Annotated in this window: 23 protein-coding genes; 8 read left to right on the top strand and 15 right to left on the bottom strand. The window is 47.1% G+C overall.

What is annotated here, in order from left to right:
• Window position 1: 1 nt before the first annotated feature.
• From QUA54_RS10175 to QUA54_RS10195, 5 genes are all read right to left on the bottom strand, one after another.
• Window positions 2–337, bottom strand: a complete 336-nt coding sequence (locus QUA54_RS10175; protein ID WP_333414465.1) for a DUF6883 domain-containing protein — start codon at window positions 335–337, stop codon at window positions 2–4.
• Window positions 318–3,521 carry a leucine-rich repeat domain-containing protein gene (locus tag QUA54_RS10180; RefSeq protein WP_333414466.1) on the bottom strand — a complete coding sequence of 1,068 codons (3,204 nt, stop codon included), beginning with the start codon at window positions 3,519–3,521 and terminating at the stop codon, window positions 318–320. The genes QUA54_RS10175 and QUA54_RS10180 overlap by 20 nt, the downstream gene beginning before the upstream one ends.
• A 63-nt stretch (window positions 3,522–3,584) precedes the next feature.
• Complete coding sequence (locus tag QUA54_RS10185; RefSeq protein ID WP_333414503.1) at window positions 3,585–3,956, bottom strand: DUF5615 family PIN-like protein; 372 nt, start codon at window positions 3,954–3,956, stop codon at window positions 3,585–3,587.
• Between the two features lie 14 nt (window positions 3,957–3,970).
• Window positions 3,971–4,291, bottom strand: coding sequence for a DUF433 domain-containing protein (locus tag QUA54_RS10190; protein ID WP_333414467.1), 321 nt, complete (start codon window positions 4,289–4,291; stop codon window positions 3,971–3,973).
• Between the two features lie 37 nt (window positions 4,292–4,328).
• Window positions 4,329–4,484, bottom strand: a complete 156-nt coding sequence (locus QUA54_RS10195; RefSeq protein ID WP_333414469.1) for a hypothetical protein — start codon at window positions 4,482–4,484, stop codon at window positions 4,329–4,331.
• 105 nt (window positions 4,485–4,589) lie between these two features.
• Here QUA54_RS10195 and QUA54_RS10200 point away from each other — a divergent pair, with 105 nt between their 5' ends.
• From QUA54_RS10200 to QUA54_RS10210, 3 genes are all read left to right on the top strand, one after another.
• The gene (locus tag QUA54_RS10200; protein ID WP_333192687.1) at window positions 4,590–4,790 is read left to right on the top strand and encodes a hypothetical protein; all 201 of its coding nucleotides are present in this window, start codon (window positions 4,590–4,592) and stop codon (window positions 4,788–4,790) included.
• On the top strand, window positions 4,790–5,041 hold the full coding sequence (locus QUA54_RS10205; protein WP_333192689.1) for a ParE family toxin-like protein: 252 nt from the start codon (window positions 4,790–4,792) through the stop codon (window positions 5,039–5,041). Before QUA54_RS10200 ends, QUA54_RS10205 begins: the two co-directional genes overlap by 1 nt.
• A 284-nt stretch (window positions 5,042–5,325) precedes the next feature.
• Entirely contained in the window at window positions 5,326–6,210 is an 885-nt protein-coding gene (locus QUA54_RS10210; protein WP_333414470.1) for an aspartoacylase, read from the top strand.
• 11 nt (window positions 6,211–6,221) lie between these two features.
• On the opposite strand, the gene QUA54_RS10215 is transcribed toward QUA54_RS10210, so the two are convergent.
• Window positions 6,222–6,923 (bottom strand): phosphatase PAP2 family protein, encoded by a 702-nt coding sequence (locus QUA54_RS10215; protein ID WP_333414472.1) that lies wholly within the window; start codon window positions 6,921–6,923, stop codon window positions 6,222–6,224.
• A gap of 160 nt (window positions 6,924–7,083) precedes the next feature.
• Between QUA54_RS10215 and QUA54_RS10220 the strand changes: the two genes are divergently transcribed.
• Complete coding sequence (locus QUA54_RS10220) at window positions 7,084–8,163, top strand: M23 family metallopeptidase (RefSeq protein ID WP_333414473.1); 1,080 nt, start codon at window positions 7,084–7,086, stop codon at window positions 8,161–8,163.
• A gap of 33 nt (window positions 8,164–8,196) precedes the next feature.
• Here QUA54_RS10220 and QUA54_RS10225 read toward each other — a convergent pair whose 3' ends face one another.
• Both QUA54_RS10225 and QUA54_RS10230 read right to left on the bottom strand, forming a co-directional pair.
• Entirely contained in the window at window positions 8,197–9,129 is a 933-nt protein-coding gene (locus tag QUA54_RS10225) for a DMT family transporter (RefSeq protein ID WP_333414474.1), read from the bottom strand.
• A 185-nt stretch (window positions 9,130–9,314) separates the two neighbouring features.
• Entirely contained in the window at window positions 9,315–9,548 is a 234-nt protein-coding gene (locus QUA54_RS10230; protein ID WP_333192700.1) for a hypothetical protein, read from the bottom strand.
• A gap of 181 nt (window positions 9,549–9,729) precedes the next feature.
• Between QUA54_RS10230 and QUA54_RS10235 the strand changes: the two genes are divergently transcribed.
• Window positions 9,730–11,871, top strand: a complete 2,142-nt coding sequence (locus QUA54_RS10235; protein WP_333414477.1) for a flavin-dependent dehydrogenase — start codon at window positions 9,730–9,732, stop codon at window positions 11,869–11,871.
• A gap of 38 nt (window positions 11,872–11,909) precedes the next feature.
• On the opposite strand, the gene QUA54_RS10240 is transcribed toward QUA54_RS10235, so the two are convergent.
• The 3 genes from QUA54_RS10240 to QUA54_RS10250 all read right to left on the bottom strand — a co-directional run bounded on the left by QUA54_RS10240 (window position 11,910) and on the right by QUA54_RS10250 (window position 14,709).
• A complete protein-coding gene (locus QUA54_RS10240; protein ID WP_333414478.1) occupies window positions 11,910–13,241 on the bottom strand; it encodes a hypothetical protein in 1,332 nt (443 codons plus the stop codon).
• A 486-nt stretch (window positions 13,242–13,727) separates the two neighbouring features.
• A complete protein-coding gene (locus QUA54_RS10245) occupies window positions 13,728–14,390 on the bottom strand; it encodes a (2Fe-2S) ferredoxin domain-containing protein (RefSeq protein WP_333414480.1) in 663 nt (220 codons plus the stop codon).
• A 73-nt stretch (window positions 14,391–14,463) separates the two neighbouring features.
• Window positions 14,464–14,709: an Asr1405/Asl0597 family protein gene (locus QUA54_RS10250; RefSeq protein ID WP_172186477.1), complete on the bottom strand. Its 246-nt coding sequence runs from the start codon at window positions 14,707–14,709 to the stop codon at window positions 14,464–14,466.
• Window positions 14,710–15,064: 355 nt separating this feature from the next.
• Between QUA54_RS10250 and QUA54_RS10255 the strand changes: the two genes are divergently transcribed.
• The gene (locus QUA54_RS10255; protein ID WP_172186476.1) at window positions 15,065–15,607 is read left to right on the top strand and encodes a Dps family protein; all 543 of its coding nucleotides are present in this window, start codon (window positions 15,065–15,067) and stop codon (window positions 15,605–15,607) included.
• A 129-nt stretch (window positions 15,608–15,736) separates the two neighbouring features.
• On the opposite strand, the gene chlP is transcribed toward QUA54_RS10255, so the two are convergent.
• Window positions 15,737–16,957 (bottom strand): geranylgeranyl reductase, encoded by a 1,221-nt coding sequence (gene chlP / locus QUA54_RS10260; protein WP_172186475.1) that lies wholly within the window; start codon window positions 16,955–16,957, stop codon window positions 15,737–15,739.
• A 473-nt stretch (window positions 16,958–17,430) separates the two neighbouring features.
• Here chlP and QUA54_RS10265 point away from each other — a divergent pair, with 473 nt between their 5' ends.
• Window positions 17,431–17,823: a hypothetical protein gene (locus QUA54_RS10265; protein ID WP_333414481.1), complete on the top strand. Its 393-nt coding sequence runs from the start codon at window positions 17,431–17,433 to the stop codon at window positions 17,821–17,823.
• A gap of 329 nt (window positions 17,824–18,152) precedes the next feature.
• Here QUA54_RS10265 and QUA54_RS10270 read toward each other — a convergent pair whose 3' ends face one another.
• Together QUA54_RS10270 and QUA54_RS34445 are read right to left on the bottom strand one after the other, a co-directional pair.
• Window positions 18,153–19,136, bottom strand: coding sequence for a tetratricopeptide repeat protein (locus QUA54_RS10270; RefSeq protein ID WP_333414483.1), 984 nt, complete (start codon window positions 19,134–19,136; stop codon window positions 18,153–18,155).
• A gap of 131 nt (window positions 19,137–19,267) precedes the next feature.
• Window positions 19,268–19,465 carry an IS1/IS1595 family N-terminal zinc-binding domain-containing protein gene (locus tag QUA54_RS34445; RefSeq protein ID WP_445301544.1) on the bottom strand — a complete coding sequence of 66 codons (198 nt, stop codon included), beginning with the start codon at window positions 19,463–19,465 and terminating at the stop codon, window positions 19,268–19,270.
• A gap of 186 nt (window positions 19,466–19,651) precedes the next feature.
• On the opposite strand from QUA54_RS34445, the gene QUA54_RS10275 reads away from it, so the two are divergent.
• Entirely contained in the window at window positions 19,652–24,994 is a 5,343-nt protein-coding gene (locus tag QUA54_RS10275; RefSeq protein ID WP_333414484.1) for an AAA family ATPase, read from the top strand.
• A gap of 220 nt (window positions 24,995–25,214) precedes the next feature.
• On the opposite strand, the gene QUA54_RS10280 is transcribed toward QUA54_RS10275, so the two are convergent.
• Window positions 25,215–26,354 (bottom strand): calcium-binding protein (locus tag QUA54_RS10280; RefSeq protein WP_445301545.1); only part of this gene is annotated, 1,140 nt, incomplete at its 5' end.

A 26,354-nucleotide genomic window follows, 5' to 3' on the forward strand; every position in this document is an offset into this window, starting at 1 on the left:
TTTACCTCCGAATGTAACAGCTAGTGAGTCGGGGGAACGTTTCTGTAGAACGGACAATCCAAGTGCTGCGAATTGTTGCGGTGTTTCCATTGCGGGTTAGGGGGAAATCGACCAGATAGCGTTGACCGTATTCATCTTGGCTGGAGGAGATGGCATCATATATTTGAATCGCTTCTAACAGGATAAATTCCAGTTCTTCGGCATCTTCAGCACTTAACCCTAGGATAGCAAGAAATAACCGAGCTTTGTGTTTTCCCCGATCGTGCTGGACGTTCAAGCTATAGTCCCGAAGTTTGTGAATATCAATAAACGCAGCTTCAGCGTTGGGGAGTTTCATTGGAATTGCCCATTATCTTGTCGCCTTGAATTCGATCGCCCCCAAAGTTATCGCCGCGCCCGTTTTGATGAGTTGTTTTAGAACTGCGATCTAGATTGTTTTGATGAACGTGAATGTTAATTCCAGGATAACCGTCTTCTGTATAGTCTAAATCTCGATCGCCCATTTGCTTTCTGCGCCGAAGTTCGATCGGCTCATACCCATCCAGCAACAGCCGCAAATTCCGACGCGTTTTAAGTTTGCCGATCGCAACCTCAGTCTGGCCCATCTCCTCCAGCCCTAGCAATTCATCATAATCCAGCGGATCGGCATCGGGACGATCGGGAACCGGCACCCATTGACTGATTTCTAGATTGGCAAAAGAATTGTGGATTTTGGTAAACGTATCGCGAATCATGCTGAGGAAAGAACGCCGCGTCGATTCCCGCCCGCTAACGGCAATAAAGATTTTCTTATCTTCCGGGTCAGATTTAATCCGGGCGATGTTGTACACCTCAGCGCCTTCCCTGTACTCCAGCATAACCCCCGTCCGCCAGTGGGTGCAGTTGTGGATTTTCTCGTGGGTGAGGACGATGAAGCGCGAGAGGATGCTGTCGGGGAGGATGCGGTAGTGATATTGAAATTCCAGGGTTTCGCCTTGGAGTTCGGTGTTTTCCGGTTGTTCTTTGGGCAAGATGCCGGGGATGAGGAAAGTCGGCGCGGGACAATGGCTGACGGGGAAGCAGAGTTCAAATTCGCCCATCAACTCGGTGAGGCAGTGGTAGCGGCGGCTGGGATATTTATTTGAGTCGAGGATGCGGCTGAGGTCGGCGTAGGTGAGAATGCCTTTGGTTTTGACTTTGAGTGCGTCGTCGCTGAGGAGGGCATAGATGCCTTCAGTCACCCAGTGGGGATTGAGGATGTTGGTGTTTTGCAGGATCGGGTGTTCGCGGAAGTTGAGGACAATGCCCAGGTTGTGCAGCAGTCCGATCAGTTGGGTTTGGTCGGTTTCTTCCCAGATGTTTTCTTTGGCGCAGATGGTGGCGTATTCGCTGATGCTGATGATGTCTTGGTCCAGGTTTTCCAGGCGCTGCTTGACTTGGAACCAGCTTAGCGGCAAAAGATCGTAGACTTCTTTGAGTTCGGAGATTTCGGTGTGGATGGCGCTGCGGAGTTCGTCGATTCCGGTTCCGCTTTGGCAAGAGGTTTCGATAATCGCTTTGATGTTGGGATATTTGTCGCGCAAGGCTTTGCGGTTGAGATCCAGGGGTTGTTCGTCGCACTTGTTGCCGACGAGGATGACGGGGGAGGCGTCGCCGAAGCTTTCGATCAGTTTCAGCCAGTATTCGAGGCGGTTTTCGTCTTCGCTGGTGCGACAGTTGCACACCAGCAGGTAGAGGCTGCGTTTGGTAAGGAAAAATTGGTGGGTGGCGTGGTAGATTTCTTGTCCGCCGAAGTCCCAGACGTTGAGTTTGACTTGTTTGGTGTTGATTGTAATTTTCCAGTCTGTGATGTTGAGTCCGTCGGTTTGGGGCTCGTTGGGGTTGTATTTTTTGTCTGTGAGGCAGTTGATCAGGGAGGTTTTGCCGACGCTGCCTTGCCCGACGAGGAGGACTTTGGCTTCGTTGAGGGGGAGAACTTCGCCGCTGCGGAGTTGGCGGAGGTAGTTGAAGATGGCGGCGGGAGTACCGGGTTCTTCTCTCAGGTTGGCAGGCCCCAGAACTTCTGGAGAAATGGGCAGGGGATTGCTGCGGAGGTCGAGTTTTTCAAGTTTTGGCAGTGTTTCCCAGCATTCCGGAATCTTTTCAATCTGATTGTTTCTGAGGTCAAGCTGTCTCAGATTCGACAGTTGCCCGAGATCCTCTGGGATGGAGGTAATCTGATTGTCACTGAGGTCAAGCCCTGTCAGATTCGACAGTTGCCCGAGATTTTCTGGGATGGAGGTAATCTGATTGCTACTGAGGGAAAGCCGTGTCAGATTCGACAGTTGCCCGAGATCCTTTGGGATTTGGGTAATTTGATTGTTACTGAGGACAAGCAGTTTCAGATTAAACAGTTGGGCGATCGCTTCTGGGATTTGGGTAATCTGATTTTTATTGAGGACAAGCACTGTCAAATTAAACAGTTGGGCGATCGCTTCTGGGATTTGGGTAATCTGATTTTTATCGAGCTGAAGCCATGTCAAATTTAACAGTTGGCCGAGATCCTCTGGGATTTGGGTAATCTGATTCCAACTGAGGGAAAGCTGTGTCAGAAGAGACAGTTGCCCGATCGCTTCTGGTATGGAGGTAATCTGATTTCTACTGAGGTCAAGCCCGCTCAGAAGAGACAGTTGGCCGATCGCATCTGGGATGGAGGTAATCTGATTCCAACTAAGGTCAAGCTGTGTCAGAAGAGACAGTTGCCCGAGCGCTTCTGGGATTTGGGTAATCTGATTGTCACTGAGGTAAAGCTGTGTCAGAAGAGACAGTTGCCCGATCGCTTCTGGGATTTGGGCGATTGGATTGTGACTGAGGGAAAGCCTTGTCAGATTCGACAATTGGCTAATCGCCTCTGGGATTTGGGTAATCTGATTCCAACCGAGGTCAAGATCTCTCAGATTCGACAATTGGCTAATCGCCTCTGGGATTTGGGTAATCTGATTGCGACTGAGGTCAAGCTGTGTCAGATTGGACTGTTGGGCGAGTGCTTCACAAAGCTTTGCTAACGCATCTGGGATTTGAGTTATCTGATTATCCCAGAGGACAAGCTCTGTCAGATTCGACAGTTGGGCGATCGCTTCTGGAATTTGGGCGATCGGATTGTGACTGAGGTTAAGCTGTGTCAGATTGGACAGTTGGCCGATCGCCTCTGGAAGTTCTGTTAAACCAATACTGGTTAAATTTAAACTCTTTAATTGCTTCATTTCCAGCAGCAATTCTGGTATCGTTCCGAATGGATTGCCACTGAGGTCAATTGATCGCAAATTTCCCAGCGATCGCACTTCCTCCGGCAGTGCGCTTAATTGATTCGTAATTGGCTGCGGAGTCCATTTACCATCAACACCGCTCCATTGATTTGCCTCCCCCAACACCAGCATCTCAAGCTGCGTGCACTTGCCAATCTCCGGCGGCAATTCCTCCAAGTCGAGCCCCGACAAATCCAGTTGGGTCAATTTTTCCTCGGCTGCTTGGTCAATTCGCCGCACTGCTTCCTCTCGCGTCATGCCCTTTGTCTCTCGGTAGGATTCATTTTATTGTGGCAGGATTTTTCGCTTGGTGGGGGGGAATTATCGCCCGTACTCTTGAACCACAAAAACCGGATGACTCAACCCAAGCTGATTCTGCTTTTTGATGCGAATCAGGCGATCGAACAGCCAATCAACATCCTGAACATAGGCATGAAGAATAGTAACTTGTCCTAAGTAATCTCGATCGTCTTTACACACAATAATTCCTGCATGATGTTCACCACGGTGTAGCGCCACAAAATCATCGCGATTGAAGCTAATTACCGCCCGATTTTGTTCAGTAGCAAATCGGAGAACTTCGTCATCAGGAATCCCTTGATTGGCTTGACCAGCATCATAGGAAGTTAAAACATCACAGTCAAGGCTACGCAAATGCTCGACCATTGCGATCGGGAAATTTTCACTCTTAATACAGCCTCACCCTTTCAATCATCGGTTTGATGAGAAACAATAATGCGATCGATTTCTTCCCGGTGGCGATCGTAATAACGCCAAGCATTCTCTAAATCGCGATCCGACAAACCTGGATAATTCCGAAGTAACTCAGCCTCATGGGCCCCCTGTTGGTGAAGCGAAACCAGTGTCCAAACAGGAATGCGGGTGTTGCGAATTCGGGCATTTCCGCCACAGACTCCAGGCGTACTCTGAATCGCCCTAGCTGAGAGTTTTTCTTGGAATAGCAAATTCTCTTCAGGTGTCAGCGACTCAATGACTTGAATTAAGGAGTCAACCAACTGAATGTTCATAGCTGGTAATTTACAGAATATATAATAGTGCGATCGCTCAAACTATCATAGCAAAATTCCCCAACACCAACCTCTCAAGCAGAGCGCACTTGCCAATCTCCGGCGGCAATTCCTCGAACTCTGCCAAATCCAATTCTGTCTGGCCCTCATCCGCAGCTTTGTCGATTAACTGCAACAACTCCTCTCGCGTCATATTCTTTATCTCTCGGTAGTCTTAATTTTATTGCGACAGGATTTTGTGGTTGGTGGGGAAAGCTAGAAAGCTATAATAAATAAGCAACCCAAACATACAGATTTTATGTCCACTATTGAGCAAATCGAAGCCGCCATCCTAAAACTGCCAGCCAGTGACTATCAAAAACTGGTGCAATGGCTGCTAGATTTAGACTATCAACGCTGGAGCGAACAGCTCGAACAAGACATCATTGGCGGTAAACTAGACACTCTGGCACAAGAAGCACTAGCTGATTTTGAAGCAGGGCAATATCGGGCAATCTAATGCACTATACAACCCGCCGCTTTTGGAGTTGCTACGCTGCACTGCCAGAAAATGTGCAATCCACTGCCGATCGCGCTTACGAACTCCTCAAAGTCGATCCCAACCACCCATCTTTACACTTCAAAAAAGTTGGCAAATACTGGTCAGTTCGAGCTGGGCAAAGTCATCGAGCTTTGGGTACAGAAGTCAAGCAAGGAATTCTCTGGTTCTGGATTGGTACTCATGCAGAATACGACAACTTAATTAATTAGTAAAAATCAAGTATCTTTTGTCTTTTGGTGTGTCTCACCCTTTCAATCATCGGTTTGATGATAAACTATAATGCGAGCGATTTCTTGGCGGTGGCGCTCGTAATTAGTTTGTGGCTTAGTGGCTAGAAATACACAGAAAAATAGGGTTTATGACGGCTGCGTCTGATACTTACTTCCTTAAACTTTAGCTAATCTCAATATAAACACATAATAAACCTCAATCTCATGTTTTTTACCAACAGATGACAAAGGGTGCTACGCTTGGGATAGGAAGTTATTTGTTTATGAACCAAATTAAACGTGTTGCCATAGTGGGAGGAACCCACGGAAACGAACTCACAGGAATTTACCTCGTGAAGAAATTCGATCGCGCGCCAGAGTTAATTGGGCGATCGACTTTTGAAACTATGACTCTGCTAGCCAACCCCAAAGCTTGCGAAATCGTGACACGTTACGTCGATATCGACCTCAACCGCTGTTTTCGACAGGAAGATTTAGAAAATCCCCATCTCTCCAGCTATGAAGCGCAGCGGGCGAAAGAAATCTACGGCATTTTTAGCTCAAAAAACACTCATCTGCCCAACTTAATTATCGATTTGCACAGCACCACGTCCAACATGGGGCTAACATTTATTCTCGCCAGCCATCATCCATTTAATCTGCAACTAGCAGCTTATTTAACCTCAGTGTATCCCCACCTCAAGGTACTCGCTTCTACAACCAAGAATCATGGTAGTCCTTTGCTGCGATCGCTTTCGGAATTAGGCGGTACGCTGGAGGTTGGTGCAGTCCCGCAAGGGGTATTAGATGCGTGTTTATTTCAGCAAACTGAGCAAGTTGTTAGCACGATCTTAGACTGCGTAGAAGCCTACAATCAAGGCACAATGCCTGCTGCCAATAATCCCCTGACTATTTATCACACCGTTGGGGCGATCGACTATCCCAGAAACGAGAACAGAGAAATTCAGGCAATGATTCATCCTCATCTGCAATCCAGAGATTATCAAGCCCTAAATCCCGGCGATCCGATGTTTTTGACCTTGGATGGTGAGTCGGTCTTGTATGAAGGTAAATCAACCGTTTATCCCATTTTCATTAACGAGGCTGCTTACTACGAAAAAGGAATTGCCATGTGTTTTACCCAAAAACTCACAGTCAGTCTTGAGTAGAAATTTAAAAATTATTCTTGAGAATTTTCAGGTGACAAAAACTCCTCTTTAGAAGCCGTAGTCAAAGAACGCAATTCCTTCCATATTTCCAAAGTGATAATACAGGTAATCAGCCACACCAAACCAGCCGTATAACCAGCAATAACATCGGTAGGCCAGTGAACTCCTAGGTAAAGCCGGCTCAAACCAATAGCAGCAATTAATACGACGGTCAAGCTGTAAATCGACCAGCGCTGCTTGGGAAAGCGGGAACCCAAAAAATATCCTAGCAAACCGTAAATAACCATTGAAATCATCGCGTGCCCGCTAGGGAAACTGTAAAATTTAACATCAACAACGCGCTCCCAAAGTTGAGGTCGAGCGCGGGCAAAAAGTTTTTTTAACAGTAAATTTAAACCGATCGCCCCCGCACCCGCGAACGCAATAGTTGTAGCTTCCGATCGGTGATTGCGCGCTACCAAAACAATACCCAACATCAGACAAATCACTAGCAGCAAGTTCGGCTCGCCCAAAAAGGTAAAGCCCAGCATTATTTGATCGCGCAGCGGAGTGTGCAATTTCCTCAGAGCTAGTAAAATAGAGGTATCGAAAGCGTAACTTTCTTTTTCCAACACCTCTTCGGCAATGGTGGCAAATCCCCACATAGCCAAAGCAGCAACAGCAAGCCCGGCCAGCCGAATTATCGAAATGAGCGATCGAATTTTAGAGCGCATTCTTGAATTAATTAAAAATTTTAAATTTCTAACTCAAAATAATACAACAAATATAGGAAACGAAAAAGCCTTACCGATCGTCTAGATTCTTAATCCCCTATATTCTGAATCATTAATTGATTTTTCACTACCCACCTCAGCTTTTACATCCAACGGGCGAATGACTATACTATCAAAAAAATACCTTTCTGCAATTTTGTTGACCGTGGGGTTGACAAGTCTGTCTAGCTGTGCGAACACAACCGGAGTTAATGCCCCGATCGCCGAAGCCCACACGATCGCCCAGCGTCTCGTCTCTTCCGCAGTCGCCCAAAAGCCGAACAACCCGCAATTCGGTCAGCCGATCGGCTGTACCCTAGGCAAAGACTGTTTTGTATTGCTGTATTTCGATCGAGAACCCGGCCCCACTGCCGTCGATTTTGGCTGCGGGCGTCAAACCTACGACGGGCACGACGGTACAGACTTTGCGATTCCCGACGCCAAAGCAATGGCAAAAGGAGTGCCTGTTATTGCCTCCGCAGCAGGCAAAGTTTTGCGATCGCGAGATGGTGTGGTCGATCGGCGTTTACAGAACGATACAGACAAAGCCAACATCGCAGGCACAGAATGCGGCAACGGCATGGTAATCGACCACGGCGCAGGCTGGGAAGCCCAATACTGCCACCTCCGCAAAGGCAGCGTTGCCGTCAAACCCGGTACGCAGGTACAAAAAGGCACTGTTTTGGGCATGGTGGGAAACTCTGGAATGGCATCTTTCCCCCACGTACACGTAACTTTTCGCTATCAAGGCAAACCCGTAGATCCGTTTGTCGGCCCCGACGCGAAGGTAGGCTGCAACATCGCCCGCAATCCAATCTGGGACAAGCCTCTAGACTATATTTCCACAGGTTTAATTCGGGCCGGTTTTGCCAATAAGCCACCCGATATCAACGCTGTCTGGGAAGGACAATTTTCAGAGACTAAACTCCCTGCAAACAGTCCAGCTTTGTTGTTTTGGGTGCAAAGTTACGGAGTGCTCAAGGGCGATCGGGAACAATACAAATTATTGGCACCCAACGGCACAACCATCGCCGATCAAACCAATGAAATTAAAGCCCCCAGCCGTACTTGGTTGGGCTATGTCGGCAAAAGAAACAGTACAAATTCTCCTCTGACTCCCGGAGTTTGGCGGGCCGAATACCGGTTGATGCGGGGCGATCGAGTTTTGGCAGAAGCCAAGCGAGAAGTAGAGTTGCGTTAGTCGCCAAGTTGTACGATCTTCTGATGTCAGTTCTTATTCATCTTTTCGCAACCTAGCAATTAAAAAAACTGCTGTCAAAGTCAAAGCCATGCCAAAACCCTGCATCAAAGTCAACCTTTCGCCCAAAAACACATAAGCACCGACAGTCCCAAACACCGGAATCAGCGTTAAAAATTGTGCAGCAATACTTGCCGAAATAGTTTTCAGCCCGACAAGGTAAAGCCAATAAGGCACGGCGTACTGGAGAATTCCAGAGGCGATCGCCAAACCCAAAATTGCCTGACTTCGAGCAAAATAAAACACTGTACTTTCCCCTGATGCCAACCAGCAAATCACAAGCACCAACATCAAACCAAAACTCTGCTGAATCGCAGTTAAAGGCAGTGCCGAAAGTTCCTGTACACCCCTACGCGACAGCACCGCATATACAGCAGCACAAACAGTACCCGCCACTACGAGCAAATCTCCTATTAGAGAACTCGCATTTAAATTGCTGTCAAATCCGACTGTCAAGATCGCACCAATAATGTTAAGACTAGAAAGCCATAACAAAGAAAATCCCACCGATTCTCCCAGAAATATCCAAGCAATAGAAATAACAATTGCAGGTTCTATCGCACCAATCAAAGTTGCATTGCTGGCACTCGTCCTTGCCAGTCCCAGCATACAAAAAATATATCCGAAACCGGGTTCCAACAATCCTGGCAATCCCAGAAATAGCAGTTTCCAAGCCTGTCGGCGGTCAAATAATTCGGGCAGTAATTCGCGTTTGCTGCCAGGGTGACTGAGGGTAACGATCCACAAAAGCGTAACGCTAGCCGTCAATTGCACTTCTACCAATTTTAGAGGAGGAATATATTCTAAAATTCCTTTACTCAGAACAGAACCCAGCCCCCAAAAAGCCGCTGACAAAATCATCGCGATCGCAGCTTTACTTTTTTGCGTAGCAAAAAATGATTTCAGCATAATTTTGAGCTTTCTTTCTCGCCTGCGATCGAATTAGTTGCCACCTCGAAAAAAAGCTATTCTAAAATTTGGTAAATCCTGGTAGCGTTGGGTTCTGAATAATTTAATTGTCAATGTATTGGCTGGCGGGTTTGGTTCCTGGCAGCTTCAAAAAATATTATTAGGGTGCTTTGGATGTGGACAATTTAGGGCAAATTGTCCCAAGCTTGAGCCACAATGTCGCTCAGCCATAGCCTCTGAGCAAAATCGAGCAGATTGTCGTCGGCGAGTACCTCAGCCTTCAACTCATCCAAAGACTGAGATCGCGATCGAGCTATTTGAATCACACCCGCGATCGCCGACGCCACCAATTCTTCATTCAGCGGCTGCTGTCGCAAAGCAATCATTTCTTGAGGATTCGTAGGAATGGGATAATTCATAGGATTGCATACCGAAGGGAGTAGATGTTCAGCCGCTGTGGGGCTTCCGGCGAATCAGCTAAAAATCTGAGAACACTGTAAACTTATTTAAAACTAAATAAGTATTCGGGAGTATAACTTACTTTGCTCCCTTGTCAACTCCCTCATCTTTATTAATTTATTCAGAATTGAGACCCTAATCATGCTAGAAATTCTTTATCTAGAAGTCCCGACACCGGATACAGCAGCGGTCTGCACTTGGTTGCAGCACGAATTCGATCCCGGAATCGGAGAAAAAATTATTACTCCTGACGGTTTTCGGCTGCTGTCAACCGCAACAGCAGCCGAGGTTGTGTTGTCTGGAACTCAAAATGCCAATCCAAAACCCGCCTTCGGTAACACCAATTCACAAAACGGCAATTCCCGATCGACAGAACTTTCCCTCTTTGTCTGGTCAGTACAGCGCACAACTTATTTAAAAGTCTTTCGTCTAGAAGACGCGCCCGTTGGAGAAAGAAAGTTCCTGCAAGCTCTGAATCTTGCTGTGAGAAACAAGTTTCCCGAGCGCTACCCAGAACCCCCTGTCATCGACCTCTCCAAACAGTCAATTTTTGACGCTCTTGCCCCCTATTACCCCCTGACAGTCAAATACTTCCAAAAAATGCCTGAAGGCGAATACGACCTCAAGCGCGTCTACTGGTGGGAGCAGCGTTGGCGCGAAGGCACTCGCAATCCTCAAACGCCAAAACAAGTAGTGTTTTTGAAGGAAGAAGGAAGAGGGAAGAAGGAAGAAGGAAGAGGGAAGAAGGAAGAAGGCCAAATTTCGGTGTCCGATTCTGGCGATACTTTTTACGACTTAATTTATATTGGCGGGGCATTGGGAGTGATTCACGCCGCAGTCATGGCGAGATTGGGCTACCGAGTGCTGCTAGTTGAGCGAATGCCTTTCGGGCGGATGAATCGCGAGTGGAATATTTCGCGGGACGAAATTCAAAGCTTAATTGATTTGGGTTTATTTACTGCTGCGGAAATCGAAACGTTGATTGCCCGAGAATATAAAGATGGCTACAACAAGTTTTTTGATGCTAACAATCCACCCGTTGCTCGATCACCTGTTCTGCACACGCCGAAGGTGCTAAATGTAGCTTTGGACGGCGAAAAACTTCTCTATTTAGCGGGAGTTAAGCTAACAGAAGCTGGCGGAGAAATATGGGATGAAACGGATTTTATTAGAGCTGATGTTGAAGCGGAAAAAGTAGTATTTCAGGGCCGCCACTTGCCCACCAAAGCCGATCGCACAGCATTAGGACGGCTGCTGGTGGATGCAATGGGTTCGGCTTCTCCCATCGCTTGGCAATTGAACGGAGGGCGGGCTTTTGAGAGCGTTTGTCCGACTGTGGGAGCAGTCATAGACGGAGGATTTGAGCCTGGGGTTTGGGATTCTGAGTATGGGGATGTGCTCTACACTCACGGCGACATTTCCCGCGGCCGCCAGCTCATTTGGGAGTTATTTCCCGGCGCTGGCGGAGAACTTACAGTTTATCTATTTCACTACCATCACGTAAATCCCGAGAATCCCGGTTCTTTGCTGGAAATGTACGAGGATTTTTTCGCAATTTTACCGGAATACCGCCGCTGCGATGTCGATAAATTGGTGTGGAAAAAGCCGACTTTTGGTTATATTCCCGGGCATTTTAGCACCAACAGCAGCGATCGAGCCGTGGCGATCGATCGCCTAATCTCGATCGGCGATGCAGCATCCCTGCAATCTCCTCTCGTTTTCACCGGCTTCGGCTCCCTCGTCCGCAATCTTTTCCGCTTAACAGACCTTTTGGATACAGCATTAAAGCACAATTTGTTGACTGCAAATCACTTAAACCCTATTCGCGCCTACCAGAGCAATGTTTCAGTAACTTGGCTGTTTTCTAAAGGCATGATGGTTCCCACGGGTCGTAGTTTGCCACCCCAAAGAATTAATTCAATTCTCAATACCTTTTTTGGTATTTTGGCAGGGCAAAAACTCGCTGTAGCCGAAACTTTTATCAAAGACAAAACCGACTGGCTAACTTTCAACCGATTGGCGATCGAAGCAGCCGGAAAAAATCCTTCTCTCCTGCTGTGGATTTTAGATTTTGTCAGTTTGGGGGATATTTGGCGCTGGCTGGGAAGTTACTTGAATTTTACTCTTCTGGCTTTGGCCAGTTGGCTGTTCGGATGGCTTCCCAGCTTCGCGCGCAGGGTACAACCTTGGTTGGAGCCCCGGTATCCTGCTGTTTGGCTGTGGCTGTTGACTAGCAGCTATGCTCTCACCTACGGCATGGGAAAGGGGAGAAAAGAGTTTTGAGTTTTGAGTTTTGACTCAAAACTAGCAACTTCAGTGCGCTATCGAAAACTCGGCAATTCAATTTCAGCTAGCGATCGACGTTTTTTAGAAGGCCGCAGCGGACTGGCAATCAATGTCAGCCAGTCGGGTTGTGCGACTGCTGTAGGTTTGGCCGCACTCGATCGCACTTCTTGAATGCCAAAGGTTTCAACTGAATTCACAATTTGAACAACCGGTGCCAATTCTGGGCTGCCTAATTTGACAGCAGCAGTTTCGGGTTCAGACTCAGCCACCGGCACTTCAGGTTCCGCAACCGCTTCGGCAGAGTCAGTTGCCTGCTCCTGAGGCTGGTAGGTTTCGCTCTCCTGCAATTGAATGACCGATACTTGGGCTAATTTGTTGAGTTCCAGATTGGCTGGGGATTCAGGGTCGATCGCATCGGCAGCAGCCACTGCCTCTGGATGCTCTGCTGGTTCCGACCAAGGTTGGACAGGGGAAGCGTTCAAAGCTGGCGGCAGCGGAACCTGAGAGCTTTTAACCGCGGCGAGCAAAGATTCTAATTGCGCGCTGGCGGTATCCTCTGCATTGTCAGGCGGGTAGATAATCGGTGACTTTTGCGGCATCTCCAGACTTCTTTCCAAGGCAGCTTTGAATTGCAGGGTGTGGCGCTGCTGGCGGTGCAAGCGCGATCGAAGTTCCCTGCAAAGATTTTCTGTGGTTACTAGCTGGTGTAACTGTTCGTTGTAGCGCTGCACAGTAGACGCACATTCTCGCTCAACAGCCGCTAGCCTGGCTTGGCTGGTTGCCAAATGACTTCTTAAACTCTCAACTAAAATTTCTTGACCTTGGAGGGTTTGATGGGAAATTTCCACTTTGCCAAACAGCCGCGTCAATTGTTCTTGAGTATTTTCGAGTTCTGCTGTCCGCTGTTCTAGCAAACTTTCGCGGTTCTGCAAGGTGTTTTGGGACTCTTCGAGAGCTGTTTCTAGCTGGGCGAGGCGCTGCAAAAGGTCGCGGTTGCATTCGTGCAGCGCTTGCATTAGGGTAACTGGGGTCGATCCTTTGCCCTTAGCCTCTTCCGCATTGCTAAGCAGATTTTTTAGATGATCTGAAATCGGGGGCGAGCCCGCCTCGGTCGGCTGTGTCTGAGATTGCGAATTTTTTGTTTCAGGTTTTGTGGGAATTGCATCTACGCTGATCGCGTTGGGAAAATCTACTGTTTGCCAGTCTTCTTCTGGCTGTTGGGGAACTCTTGCGGGAGTGTCTGTCGCATGGGGGGCGATCGGCTCAAAACCCCCAGCAGCAGCAAAATTTGACTGCAATGGTTCGGTATCGGATGGAACAGCAGGGTGCGGTTGGTGCTGATTGGCTCGAAGATCAGCTTCTGACATGGCTTTTTATCCCAATAGTCACAGGGTCTCAGATACAGTCTATCCTTATACTTTCTCCAGAAGGAAGCCCCTAAGTGATAGTTTTTGTCATTTTTCCTGTTTTTTGGGACTATAGCCTCTGAATCGAGTGGCGCGATCGAACTATATGGGAATGGACAAGTCCGATGGAAGTCAGAAGAAGGGAGAAGGAAGAAGCAATAAAATCAAGGGTTTGAGCAGTTAAGAACGTCCTAACCGTTTTGGCGGTTGCGCTATACAACCGGAACTAAAATTAAGGCGTAAGATTCGCCCACCACCGCCCTGGGGATGTGACTTTTTCGCCGCGAGTCCTATCAAAATGATTTTTCCCCATGTCTAGTAGCAGTTTCAAAAAATGATGCAACTGTGGGGGGGCGATCGAAACCCATACAGAATCAGTTATTCCCAATTCTTTAATTTTTTAGTCTCACATAGTATAAATTACTGTTTCGGCATCCGTGCGATCGCCTAAGCTTTAACAACTGCAAAATGTTTGTCAATGATTGCTGGAACCTCTGCCGGTGCAATGCGGCTGTAGCGAGTTTTGTCCGGCATCACAACTATATTTGGGCCCGCTTTGCACTGTTTGAGACATCCGGTTCCCTGAACAGTCACTTGGTCTTCTAAACCGCGCGAATTTAAAGCATTTTCTAAAGCTTTACAGACTCCTCCAGCGCCCCGCTTCTGGCAGTCTGATTTTTGACATACTAATATTTTGGTTTGGGTTTTTGCCGGAGCTTTTACAGTTTGAGCTGCTGCGCCAGAGGTGAATTCGCTTTTGGCGATCGCGCGATCGTCGGATGTCAATACCGCAACAGACCCATTGGTGGAGTCGAGCAGTTCTGGGGAGCGATCGTCGTTGCTCTGAGCCAGCTTGAGGCTGCGAGCTTTAAGTTTTATTTTACCGTTTTTCAAATTGAGTTCTTTCTCGCCTACAACTTGAACTTTCAACCCGGGCGTCAAAACAGGTAACAGAAATGACCGCAATTCCTTGCAAAGTTTAACAAGATATTCTACTCCCCGATCGCTGCTAATTCGCAAATATTTAAGTTTGCAACCATCTTCAACAATCAGGCCGAGGATTTCTCCCTCTAAACTGAATTCGGAAACTTGCTTGCCAGATTTATACATTGTTATGACTCCTTTAAATCGGTTACATCCGTTCCATGTTGTACACTGTTCGTTGCCGAACTTCTTTCTACCTTTAGCTTATTTGCCAGCAGCACTCCAGCCACTGCACCAGTTCGCCCCGAGGGGCACTGACTTGCCTTAACACGCTCGTTAACTGAGCAGCTTGTTTGACAGTGTTGACTTTTGCCCGCAAAGGTTGGTCAACCGCACACCAGCAGGGAATTTCTAGTTCTTGCAAGCGTTTGTAAACTTGCCACCTATCTAGCCAACTAACTTGCACAATGTCACAAACTTCTAATTCTGGATCTGCTGGATTCATTTTTTGACAACAGTAATAATTTGCATTAATTTTTACCCTGACTGGTAGCGGGCAGAAGTTCAAAGCCAGATTTCAGAAGAAAGTCAAGGATGGTCAAAAGCCCTTCCTGAAAAATTCTGCCTTCTGCCTTCTGCTTTCTGCCTTCTGAAGGTTCGCCCCACTTTCAGGAAGCGTTCAGAACGAGGATCTTTTTAAAGCATAACTCAACTGCTAATTATTCTCAATAGGTTTAGAAAAAAAATTTCCTACTCTACAATATCTTCCACTATCGAGGCAGACCCTGCTTGACTGGTAAATTTACAGTGCTACACTGACTCTATTGGCAACAAAACTGCCTATTGAGAGGAGAACACACATGGCTGAGACTCAGAGTGCATTGAGACCGTTTGGCCACATAGCTGAAAACCCAATTTTGTTGGAACATTCAGTCACAGCACCGGTTTGTGAAGGGATGAACGCGCTGCTGGCGAGTTTTCAGGCTTTATACCTGCAATATCAAAAACATCATTTTGTGGTGGAAGGGGCAGAATTTTACTCCTTGCACCAATTCTTTCAAGAAAGCTACGGAGAAGCTCAAGATAGCGTCCACGAGTTGGGCGAACGGTTGAACGGATTGGGCGGCATACCGGCAGCGGGTTTTAGCAAGTTAGCCGAACTGTGCTGTTTCGAGCCGGAACCAGACGGCGTGTATTCTTGCCGCCAAATGCTGGAACATGATTTGACTGCGGAGCAAGCTATTATAGGTTTGCTGCGGCGTCAAGCAGGACAAGCAGAAAGTTTGGGCGATCGAGCTACGCGCTACCTCTACGAAAAAATCCTGCTAAAAACAGAAGAGCGAGCTTATCACATTTCCCACTTCCTCGCACCGGATACCTTAGTGCAATTGAACTTGAACTAACAATTCATCTTCTTCCTCTTCCTTGGCGCCCTTAGCGCCTTCGCGATTCGTTATGTAAGATCTAAAAAAAAGCGAGCAGTTTTGTGACTGCCCGCTTTTTTTATACAAAGTGCGCTTAACCGCCTGGAATTAAGGCGCTAAAGCATTGCCGCGCAACAAGCTACCAATGGTTTTGGCGGTAATCTTCATCTGAATGAAGGGATTGGCCGGTACCACGGTTTTATACAAATAGCTATCGAATGTGAGCTTCTGCACGTCGCGATCGGCACACATTTCCACAAAAGCTTCGCGAGTCGCATCGGAACGGTAGAACACGCGCTGCAAAATGTCAAGCACTTTGTAAGTAATGCCGTAGGCTTTATCCCACCGCTTCAGGTAAATCTTAATTTCCTCTTCAGTCGGAATGCGCGCGCCTTTATTGGATATCTCCACAATAGTTTCGGCGCACATCCGCCCAGACTTGGCGGCAAAATAGATACCTTCGCCGGAAGACTTGGTAACGTAACCTGCAGCGTCGCCTACGAGAGCAACTCGGCCGACAACCCGGCGGGGACGCGGATGTTCCGGGATCGGGTGAGCTTCCACTTTAATAATCTCACCGCCCATCAATTTTTTGGCAGCGCGGGCGCGGATGCCTGCTTGCAGCTTTTTGATACTGGCTTGATTGACTTTCATCGTGCCGGTGCCGACGGCTACGTGGTCGTATTTGGGGAACACCCAAGCGTAGAAGTCGGTAGATACGTCATCGCCGACGTACATTTCGGCTAAGTCGTGGTAGTAAGCCATTTTATCTTCCGGCAGGCGGATGCGTTCTTGGAAGGCGATCGCATAATTGTAATCGCCAGCGTCGATCGCCTTTGCTACGCGGGAGTTAGCGCCGTCAGCCCCGATTACCAAATCCACCTTCAGAGTTTTCTGAATTCCCATTGCGCTGCCGTCGGAGTGGTCGGCATAGTGGAGAGTGTAGGGGTCTGTATTGTTGCCGGGAATTTCTAATTTGTGAACGGTGCCGTTAATCAATTTTGCACCCAAGGAAGCGGCGCGATCGCGCATGAAGCCATCGAGCACTTCGCGGCGACACATACCGATGTATTCGTGGGCGTTTTCAATATTGATGTCCACCTCGACATTCGAGGGGGAGATCATTTTCATTTTTCTGACTTGGCGGTCTATGATGCTTTGCGGCAAGTCAAATTCGCTGACCATGCACAGGGGAATTGCCCCGCCACAGGGTTTGGCATTGTCTAATTTACGCTCGAATAGGTATGTTTCGATGCCTGCTTTTACCAGTGTTTCGGCGGCGGAAGAACCCGCAGGGCCTGAACCTACTACTGCAACCCTTAGTGTCAAAGCTTTTCTCTCCAGTTTTTTACTATAGGCATTACTCAGGTGTGATGGTATCACGGAGTTTGGATGCGGTGGGGGTATGGGGGAGAGATTTCAATGAAATGAAACAGACCTTAACAGTTCGATACGAAAATTGGGTCTGGGGCGATCGTTTCGATCAAAGATCTTAAATTTTTAACCGCAGATGAACGCGGATGGACGCGGATGTGCGCTGGTGTGCGCTGGTGTGCGATCGAACATTTTGGACTATTGTCAAGAACAGGCCCAACCCCTATTCCCCACAAACAGTGAATTTTCTGTTTGTGGGGAATAGGGGTTGGGTCTCAGAGCCCGCCCGGACATGAACAGGCCCGACGGTCTGTGAAGCGAAGAATGAATTTTCTGCTTGTGGGGTGGGCATCTTGCCCGCCCGCAACAGGTTGGAAGCAGTCCAATAAGTTACATTAAAGTTACTTGCACTTATATCTAAAATTCTTATGCTCGGTAACTTTCAACAAAGCAACCTGCGGATTGAGCTTGAAGCTTCCGAAACAGCGATTAGAGACAGCTTGTTGCGTCCGAGTCAATTGCAGCAGTGGTTGTGGCCGCAGCAGTTGTCTAGCGGTTTGCCGGAAGAATTTTCTCAAGGTTTGACCTTTACGAGTTGGTTGGGCCCCGTGGCAGTTCAGCATCACGTTGATATTGCTGAGCACAATTGTCTCCGGCTGTTATTGAGTCAGGGAATTGACGGATTTCATGAGTGGTATTGGGGCGAAGGTTGGGTGCAGTCTCGGTTGGAGGGAGTGTCGCTGCTGCCGCTGAATTTGGGGCAAACGGCTAGTTTACTGCGGCTGCGGGAGTTTGTAGTGGGGAAGGGTAAGGGGAAGTAGGAAGTAGATCAAAATCATCTAAGAGCTTATCAAATGCAGTGACCCGACTGTTTCCCACCTGATTGCCCCCCAAACGACGCTAAAGAGCCGTGCGATCAAGTTTACCGCCTGATTCAACAAGATTCTGCCACGGCTGATGATTTTTTGACAGTCCATTTCTTCCTAGGTTTTTCTCTACTAAATTCTAATATTTTCTGAGAAACAGGGTTTCTTTATGTATCGCTACGGCCAGGCCAGAAACCCGGTTTCTTGGTTAATTTTTCGCTACCAAACCCAGGATTATTTAGAGAAACCGGATTGATGAGTGTAAGTCCTATTTCAGGTTATCGCTACTGTGCCGATAACTTTTTTATTTGGTTAAGAGCATCTTGGTAATCACTTCTGCTTCTTGTTTGTTCATTGCAGTTAGCGGCTTTGTCTATTTGTTTATTACAGTAATAAGTGGCTCGGTTTGTTTGTTTATTGTAGAAGTAAGCGGCTTTTTGATAATCGGAGATCGCCTCTGCTTTTTTCCCTTGGGCAGACTTGGCTAAGCCCCGCTTTTTGTAGGCCTCAACATAATCGGGTTCAAGGTCTATCACCTTAGTATAATCGGCGATCGCGTGTTCTTTTTTCCCCATGTCATACTTGGCATTACCCCGACTGTAGTAGGCATCAGCATATGTGGCACTAATGTCTATCGCCTTAGTATAATCGGAGATCGCCTCTGCTTTTTTCCCTAGAGCAGACTTGACATTACCCCGACGAACGTAAACAGGAGTATATTTGGGCAAAATGTCGATCGCCTTATTAAAATCTGCGATCGCCTCTGCTTTTTTCCCTAGGTTATCCTTGGCTATACCCCGATAGAAGTAGACATCAGCTTGGTTGGGATTAAGGTCGAGCGCCTTAGTATAATCCGCGATCGCCTCTGCTTTTTTCCCTAGGGTAAACTTGGCATGACCCCGACCGGAGTAGGCATCAGCATTCTTTGGATTCAACTCGATCGCCTTAGAATAATCAGCGATCACCTTCGTCTCTTCTCCCAGGATAGAGTATAACCACCCGCGATTGTAGTAAGCGTCAGCATGGTTGGGATTCAGCTCGATCGCCTTAGAATAATCATTAATAGCCTTCGTTGTTTCCCCCTGCTGATAGTAGGCAAAACCCCGCTTGTAGTAAGCATCAGCATTCTTTGGATTCAAATCTTGGCTCTCCGGCTTACTAGCTTGAGTCGAAGTATCGGGAGCCGAAGTTGTCGTGGAACAGGCGGCCATCCCAAACAGGGTCAAAACGACAGCCATAAGAGGTGCGATCGTAATTCGTTTGGGCATCAGAATCTTACAGGGGTAATCCTCTGGATCTTATCATGGTTTATCGACCGGACATGATATGATACCAATTTTTGATTACTATAGTATTGCACCCAGCGGGGCGACACCCCCGTGACTCTGACAATCCGGGTTCAAGATATTTTTTCTAGTAAAAGCCGATCAATCAATTCTGTGGTTTCTTCTGAAATCGTTTGATATCTGGGGTTTTGAACAAACTGCCTGTGACCATCTATAAACTTAAAGTTTTGCTTACCGCTGTGGGTGTGGCCATTTTTAACGATGTTTGAAAAACCGCAAGGGGGACAATTTATGGAATTGAGAATTAACAAGGCTTAGATAAGTAGGCATTATAACTCCTTACCCTGAGTCTGCCAGACCACCTGAAAGCCACTTCGCTGCCGAAAAACTAAGAGTGTGTTATACAAACATAATTTGTTCCTTTCTAAAGCGATATTCTCGACGCAACTAACCGGGTGTGTTTTGACTGCAGGTTAATTATTACCAGAAAAATAAATATGCTCTCCATTCCAGGTATTGCCGTCCAGAAGCTGCTTTACGAAAGTGCCAACTCTCTGGTTTACCGGGCCCTTCGGGAAGCGGATCACCAACCGCTCATCCTCAAACTGCTCAAAGAAAGCTACCCCACGCCTCAAGAATTGCTACGCTACCGCACCGAATACCGTATCACCCGAGAGCTGAAAGAGGCGGGAGTCGTGCAAGTCTATGACTTGCAAAAATACCAAAACAGCCTCGTGATGTTTGTGGAGGACTTTGGCGGGGAATCGTTGAAAATATGGATGCAGCAGCGAAAGTTTAGCCTCAATGAGTTTCTCCTGCTGGCTATTGCCACCACTGAAACTTTAGGGCAAATTCACAGCGCCAATATTATCCACAAGGATATTAACCCTTCTAATATAGTATTCAATCCAGCGACGGAGCAGATAAAAATTATCGACTTTGGCATTTCTACTCAGCTAACGCGAGAAACGCCGAGCCTGAAAAACCCCAACATTTTAGAAGGAACTCTCGCTTACATATCGCCGGAACAAACTGGTAGGATGAACCGCGCTCTCGATTACCGCACTGACTTTTACTCGCTCGGCATCACCTTCTATGAATTGCTGACAGGAAAGCTGCCTTTTGAAACAGAAGATCCTTTAGAGTTGGTTCACTGCCACATTGCCAGACAGCCATTACCCCCGCACCAAATCGAGCCAGAAATTCCCCGAATTCTCTCCCAAATTGTCAGTAAAATGATGGAAAAAAATGCAGAAAACCGCTATCAAACTGCATTGGGATTGAAGCATGATTTAGACACTTGTCTCGTTCAATTACAAGCAACTGGTAATATCGATCAGTTTGCATTGGGAACGCGGGATATTACGGATCGTTTCCTGATTCCCGAAAAACTCTACGGCAGGGAAACTGAAGTTTTTAATCTATTAGCTGCGTTTGAAAGAGTCCGTAATGCTAGTACCGAAATGATGCTAGTAGCTGGCTTTTCAGGGATTGGTAAAACCGCAGTAGTGAACGAAGTGCATAAGCCGATCGCCCGACAGCGCGGCTATTTTATTAAAGGCAAATACGACCAATTTCAACGCAATATTCCCTTCAGTGCATTTGTGCAAGCATTTCGGGAATTAATGGGGGAATTATTATCAGAAAGTGACGCTCAGTTACACATATGGAAAACCCTGATTCTCGCAGCAGTAGGCGATAGCGGGCAAGTGCTAATTGAGGTGATACCTGAGTTAGAACGCATCATTGGCGCTCAAAGTCCTGCGCTAGAACTGTCGGGGAGCGGAGCGCAAAATCGCTTCAATCTGCTGATGCAAAAGTTTGTGCAAGTATTTACTACTGCCGAACATCCCTTAGTAATATTTTTGGATGATTTGCAGTGGGCGGATTCGGCATCTTTGAAATTGCTACAACTGTTGATGGAGGATACGGGGCATCTTTTAGTATTGGGTGCTTATCGGGATAATGAAGTCTCCCCTGTTCATCCGTTTATGTTGACGGTGGATGAGATTGTGAAGTCTGGCGCAGTGGTGAACACTATTACGCTGCAACCGTTGAGTTTAGCAGATCTGAATCAGTTGGTAGCAGATACGCTGATTTGTAATTTATCCTTGGCTGGGCCCTTAACAGAATTGGTTTATCAAAAAACCCAAGGAAATCCCTTTTTCTCGACTCAATTCCTCAAGTCGTTGTATGAAGACGATCAAATTATCTTTGACTGGGATGTACGGCATTGGCAGTGCGATATCGATCGAGTTACATTTGCCGATGCCTCGGATGTGGTGGAGTTTATGGCGGCGCAATTGCAGAAGTTGCCTGCCGAAACTCAGGATGTTCTCAAACTTGCCGCGTGCATTGGGGCGCAGTTTGATTTAGAGACATTGGCAATAGTCAACGAAGAACTACCAGAACCAACGGAATCAGCGCTGTGGAAAGCCTTGCAAGAAGGACTCATTTTACTGATTTCAGAAGGCTATAACTTCATTCAAGCCGATGATATCTCCCCGAACCAGTCTGTTCCTAATCCAACTTATAAGTTCCTGCACGATCGCGTCCAGCAAGCGGCTTATTCATTGATTCCCGACGACCAAAAACAAGCTACTCATCTCAAAATCGGACAGTTACTGCTACAAAATTCTTCTGACATTGAAACAGAAGAAAAACTCTTTGATATTGTGGGGCATTTAAATAAAGGAATTGAGTTAATCGATCAATTAAGTGAACGCTCAGCCTTAGCCCAACTTAACTTAGAAGCGGGACATAAAGCCAGAAGTTCTACCGCCTACGCTGCGGCAAATATCTATCTACAAGCGGGAATTGAGCTACTGACACCTCAATGCTGGCAAACTCAATATGAATTGGCACTAAATCTCTATGTTGCGGCTGCTGAAATTGCCTATTTGAATGGTGACTTTGATGGTATGGAACACATGGCAGCACTGGTTTTGCAAGAAGCCCAAACAATTTTAGATCGAGTTAAAATTTACGAAATTAAAATTGCCGCTCAGACAGCCCAGAGCAAGGTGTTAGAAACGATCGCAGTAGCAAGAGAGGCACTCTTACAATTGGGGATTGAACTCCCTGCCGAACCCGATGAAGCCAAGATTGGCACAGCGCTACAAGCCCTTGCGGGCACCCTCGGCGGCAGAAAGATTGAGGAATTGGTTGACCTACCTGTGATGACAAATCCACAGACTCAGGCAGCTATGCAACTGTCTGGTATGTTGTTTCCACCCGTTTTCCAAGGAATGCCCGGTTTGCTGCCCCTGCTGAGCTCCACGATGGTGAGTTTATCGCTCTCCTTTGGGAATGCGCCCGCATCGACGGTGGGGTATGCGATGCACGGGATGGTGTTCTGTGCCTTTTTACAAGAGGTGGAAACCGGTTATTGCTTTGGGCGACTGGCACTGAACTTGCTCGATCGGTTCAATGTACCCGAATTCAAGTCTATAATTCTGCTTTTGTTTGGTGGCTGGATTCAGCATCGCCAAGAAGCTCTTTTGGCAACGATACCGACGCTGAAAGAGGGCTATAGGTTGGGCATGGAAACAGGCGACTTTGTAGACGCTGGCTACAACATATATATTTGTTTTTATACTTATTTATTCGCTGGGGTAGAACTAGACACTTGGGAACCAGAAATAGCAGGTTACAGGGCTGTCATGGCGCAGTTAAAACAATCTTCTGCTCGGGTTTATTTGGATATGATTCAGCAGACGGTGCAAAACTTGAGGGAAACCCGTATTCGGCCGGATTTGTTAATAGGCTCTGCCTACGATGAAACGGTGATGATTCCCAAGCACTATGAGGATAATGAATTCACGGCGATCGCTTGTGCCTGCATCTTCAAACTGCTGCTTGCTTACTGCTATGGAAATTATACGGCTGCACTAGACCACATTACCCAAGTCAAACAGTATTTGATGGGAGTATCTGGATCGACTTTTGTTCCAATTTTTCATTTTTATGCCGCCCTGACGCACCTGGCACTTTTTCCCGCACAGCCAGCAATTGAGCAAACTGAAATTATTGCCTTAGTGGAAACCCATCAAAGCACGCTGCAACAGTGGGCGCAAAATGCTCCGATGAATTATCTGCATAAATGGTATTTAGTGGAAGCAGAACGGCAACGGGTATTGGGCAATAAAGCCGAGGCGATTGAAATGTACGATCGCGCAATTGAAGGAGCCAAAGAAAACAAATATGTTAATGACGAAGCCCTGGCCAACGAACTAGCAGCCAAATTCTACGGGGAATGGGGCAAAACAAAAGTTGCTCAAGCCTACATATTTGAGGCGTATTATTGTTATGTTGAATGGGGAGCCACTGCTAAGATAACGGATTTAGAAACGCGATATCCCCACTTATTCGCGGTAACTCAACCGGGAAGGAACAACACTCAAACTACCGTAGCAATGACAACAACCGGTTCGGGGAATCACCTAGATATCGCCGCAGTCATGAAGGCTTCTCAGGCGATTTCTGGAGAAATTATGCTAGATAAGCTACTGTCTAGCTTGATGAAAATTTTGATGGAAAATGCAGGGGCGCAAAAGGGTTATCTGATTTTGTTAAGCCAGGGACAACTGTTCATTGAAGCTGAAGGGACAATCGATGACGAACTCGTCACCGTGTTGCAGTCCATCCCCGTTGAAACCTGTCAAGAACTTTCTACTGCAATTGTCAATTATGTGAGCCGCACTCAAGAAAGCGTGGTATTGGATGATGCTGCGCGATCGGGACAATTTACCAACGACCGCCACATCCGAAAGCATCAGCCCAAATCAATTTTATGTGTGCCGCTGATTAATCAATCTCAAATCATTAGTATTGTTTACCTAGAAAATAATTTGACAGCGGGAGCTTTTACCCCAGAAAGAGTGGAAATATTAAAAGTTTTATCGGGACAAGCGGCTATCTCGATTCAAAATTCTAAGCTTTATACAGAAGTACGCGAAAATGAAAGCAGGCTGGCTCAACTAAACAAAGCTTACGAGCGCTTCATCCCCCATCAATTCCTCCAGTTTTTAGATAAATCAAGCATCATTGATGTGGAATTGGGCGACCAAGTGCAGTTAGAAATGTCGGTGCTGTTTTCCGACATTCGCAATTTTACCACACTTTCGGAAACTATGACGCCGGAGGATAATTTCAAATTTATCAATTCTTATCTTTCTCGCATGGAACCCGTCATTAATGAAAATAAGGGGTTTATCGACAAATATATTGGCGATGCGATTATGGCGCTGTTTAGCGGTGAGGCGGATCATGCGGTGAAAGCGGGAATTGCTATGCTGCACAGTCTCGCTGAATACAATGAATACTGCGCTAAATCTGGCTGTGCGCCGATTCAGATTGGAATTGGCATTAATACGGGTTCTTTGATGCTGGGAACGGTGGGAGGACCAAATCGCATGGACGGGACTGTCATCAGCGATGCGGTGAATTTAGCTTCTCGCGTGGAAAGTTTGACGAAAAATTATGGGGTTTCTCTATTAATTACCCAGCCAACTTACTCGCGCCTAAAAAATCCATCCCAGTACGCAATCCGCACTCTCGACACGGTAAAAGTCAAGGGAAAATCCGAAGCAGTAACGGTTTATGAGGTGTTTGATGCTGACCCGCTAGCAATGAAAGAGGGCAAGTTAGCTACGCTGAAATTGTTTGCAGAAGCTAGGGCGATTTACTCAGAAGGGAATGTGGCTGAAGCCGCGTGGCTGTTTTCAGAGTGTTGGCGTCAGAATCAGGGCGATCGCGTTGCTAAAATTTATTGGGAACGCTGTCAGTCTGCATTGGGGACTCGCAAAAAAATCAAAGACAGGCTACACAATTTAAATTAAGCGGTTGCTATAGCGATCCTTGCAGGAGTCGTAAATTTTTTACCCCACCCGAACTCGCGGGGAGTCCGTAAGAAATTCACAAATGATGGGAGGATTGCTATTGATTTGACAATCAAAGCAAAAGTGCGATCGACTGCTGAGACACCCTACAAACTAGGCGATCGAAATGGGGTAGGTATGTTGTTGCGCTTTAGCGCTAAAGCGCAACAACATACGAAGTCTAAAAAGTTACTGCCTGAACTATACTGCTGGCAGTCACTCCTTTCAATATAGCTAAATACTCTCCTGTTACCTGATACTGAATTATCGTATCGCTAATAAAAGCGCCGGTTCCTTGAAAAATATTTAACTGGTTAAAAGCCAGGGGGCTAATTAAATCAATTTTGTCTTGATTGAGGGTAAAATCAGTAATCACATCGGCAGCGGAAGCGTCTGTTCCACCAGTATCGATCGCGATCGCAAACACATCAAAACCCAATCCGCCTGTGAGAGTGTCGGCACCAATTTCTCCAAATAAGTAGTCATTGCCCCCGTCGCCAAACACTATATCGTCGCCATCGCCGCTGTAAATGCGATCGTTTTCCTTTCCTCCAGAAATCAAGTCAAGGCTACCGTCACCCTGAATAAAATCAATCCCTTGGCCGCCAAAAATAATGTCATTGCCATCACCGCCGCTGATGCCGTCATCGCCTTTTTGTCCGTAAAGCAAGTCATCGCCTGCCTTGCCATGAAGATAGTCATTGCCGGGGCGTGCGTGGATAATGTCATTCAATGCCGATCCTGTGACGCGATCGTCCTTGTCTGTCAAACCGATTACTGACTTTTGGGACAGGGTTTTGACATCGCCTAAGTTATCGTTATCGCTGATATTGACTGTCACAGGAGCGACGAGATTATTATACAATGTGTCATTGCTGGTAGTGGCGTGGCTAATTGGGCTGACACGATCGCCCTCAACAGCCGCATCGTCAACCGCAGTCACCGTTAACGTTTGGGCGACATTCCAATTGGCGGGAGTAAAAGTAAGGGCAGGTTGGCTGACAGTAACTTGGGTTCCAGGAGTAATAGCAACGGTGACATTAGCAGTTGGCTGAGTATTTAGTCGCACTTTGTATATATCGTTGCCCAAGCTTTCGAGTACGTCGGTACTGCCAAGTGGTTGAATGATAATGACAGCGGGAGTACCTGGAGTTGTTGTCGGAGTTGGAGTTGTTGTCGGAGTTGGCGTTGTTGTCGGAGTTGGAGTTGTTGTCGGAGTTGGAGTCGGAGTTGGAGTTGTGGTGGGAGTTGGAGTTGTGGTGGGAGTTGGAGTTGTGGTGGGAGTTGGAGTTGGAGTCGGAGTTGGAGTTGTGGTGGGAGT

It is taken from the genome of Microcoleus sp. MOSTC5 (assembly GCF_036701825.1).
Taxonomy (GTDB): Bacteria; Cyanobacteriota; Cyanobacteriia; order Cyanobacteriales; family Microcoleaceae; genus Microcoleus; species Microcoleus asticus.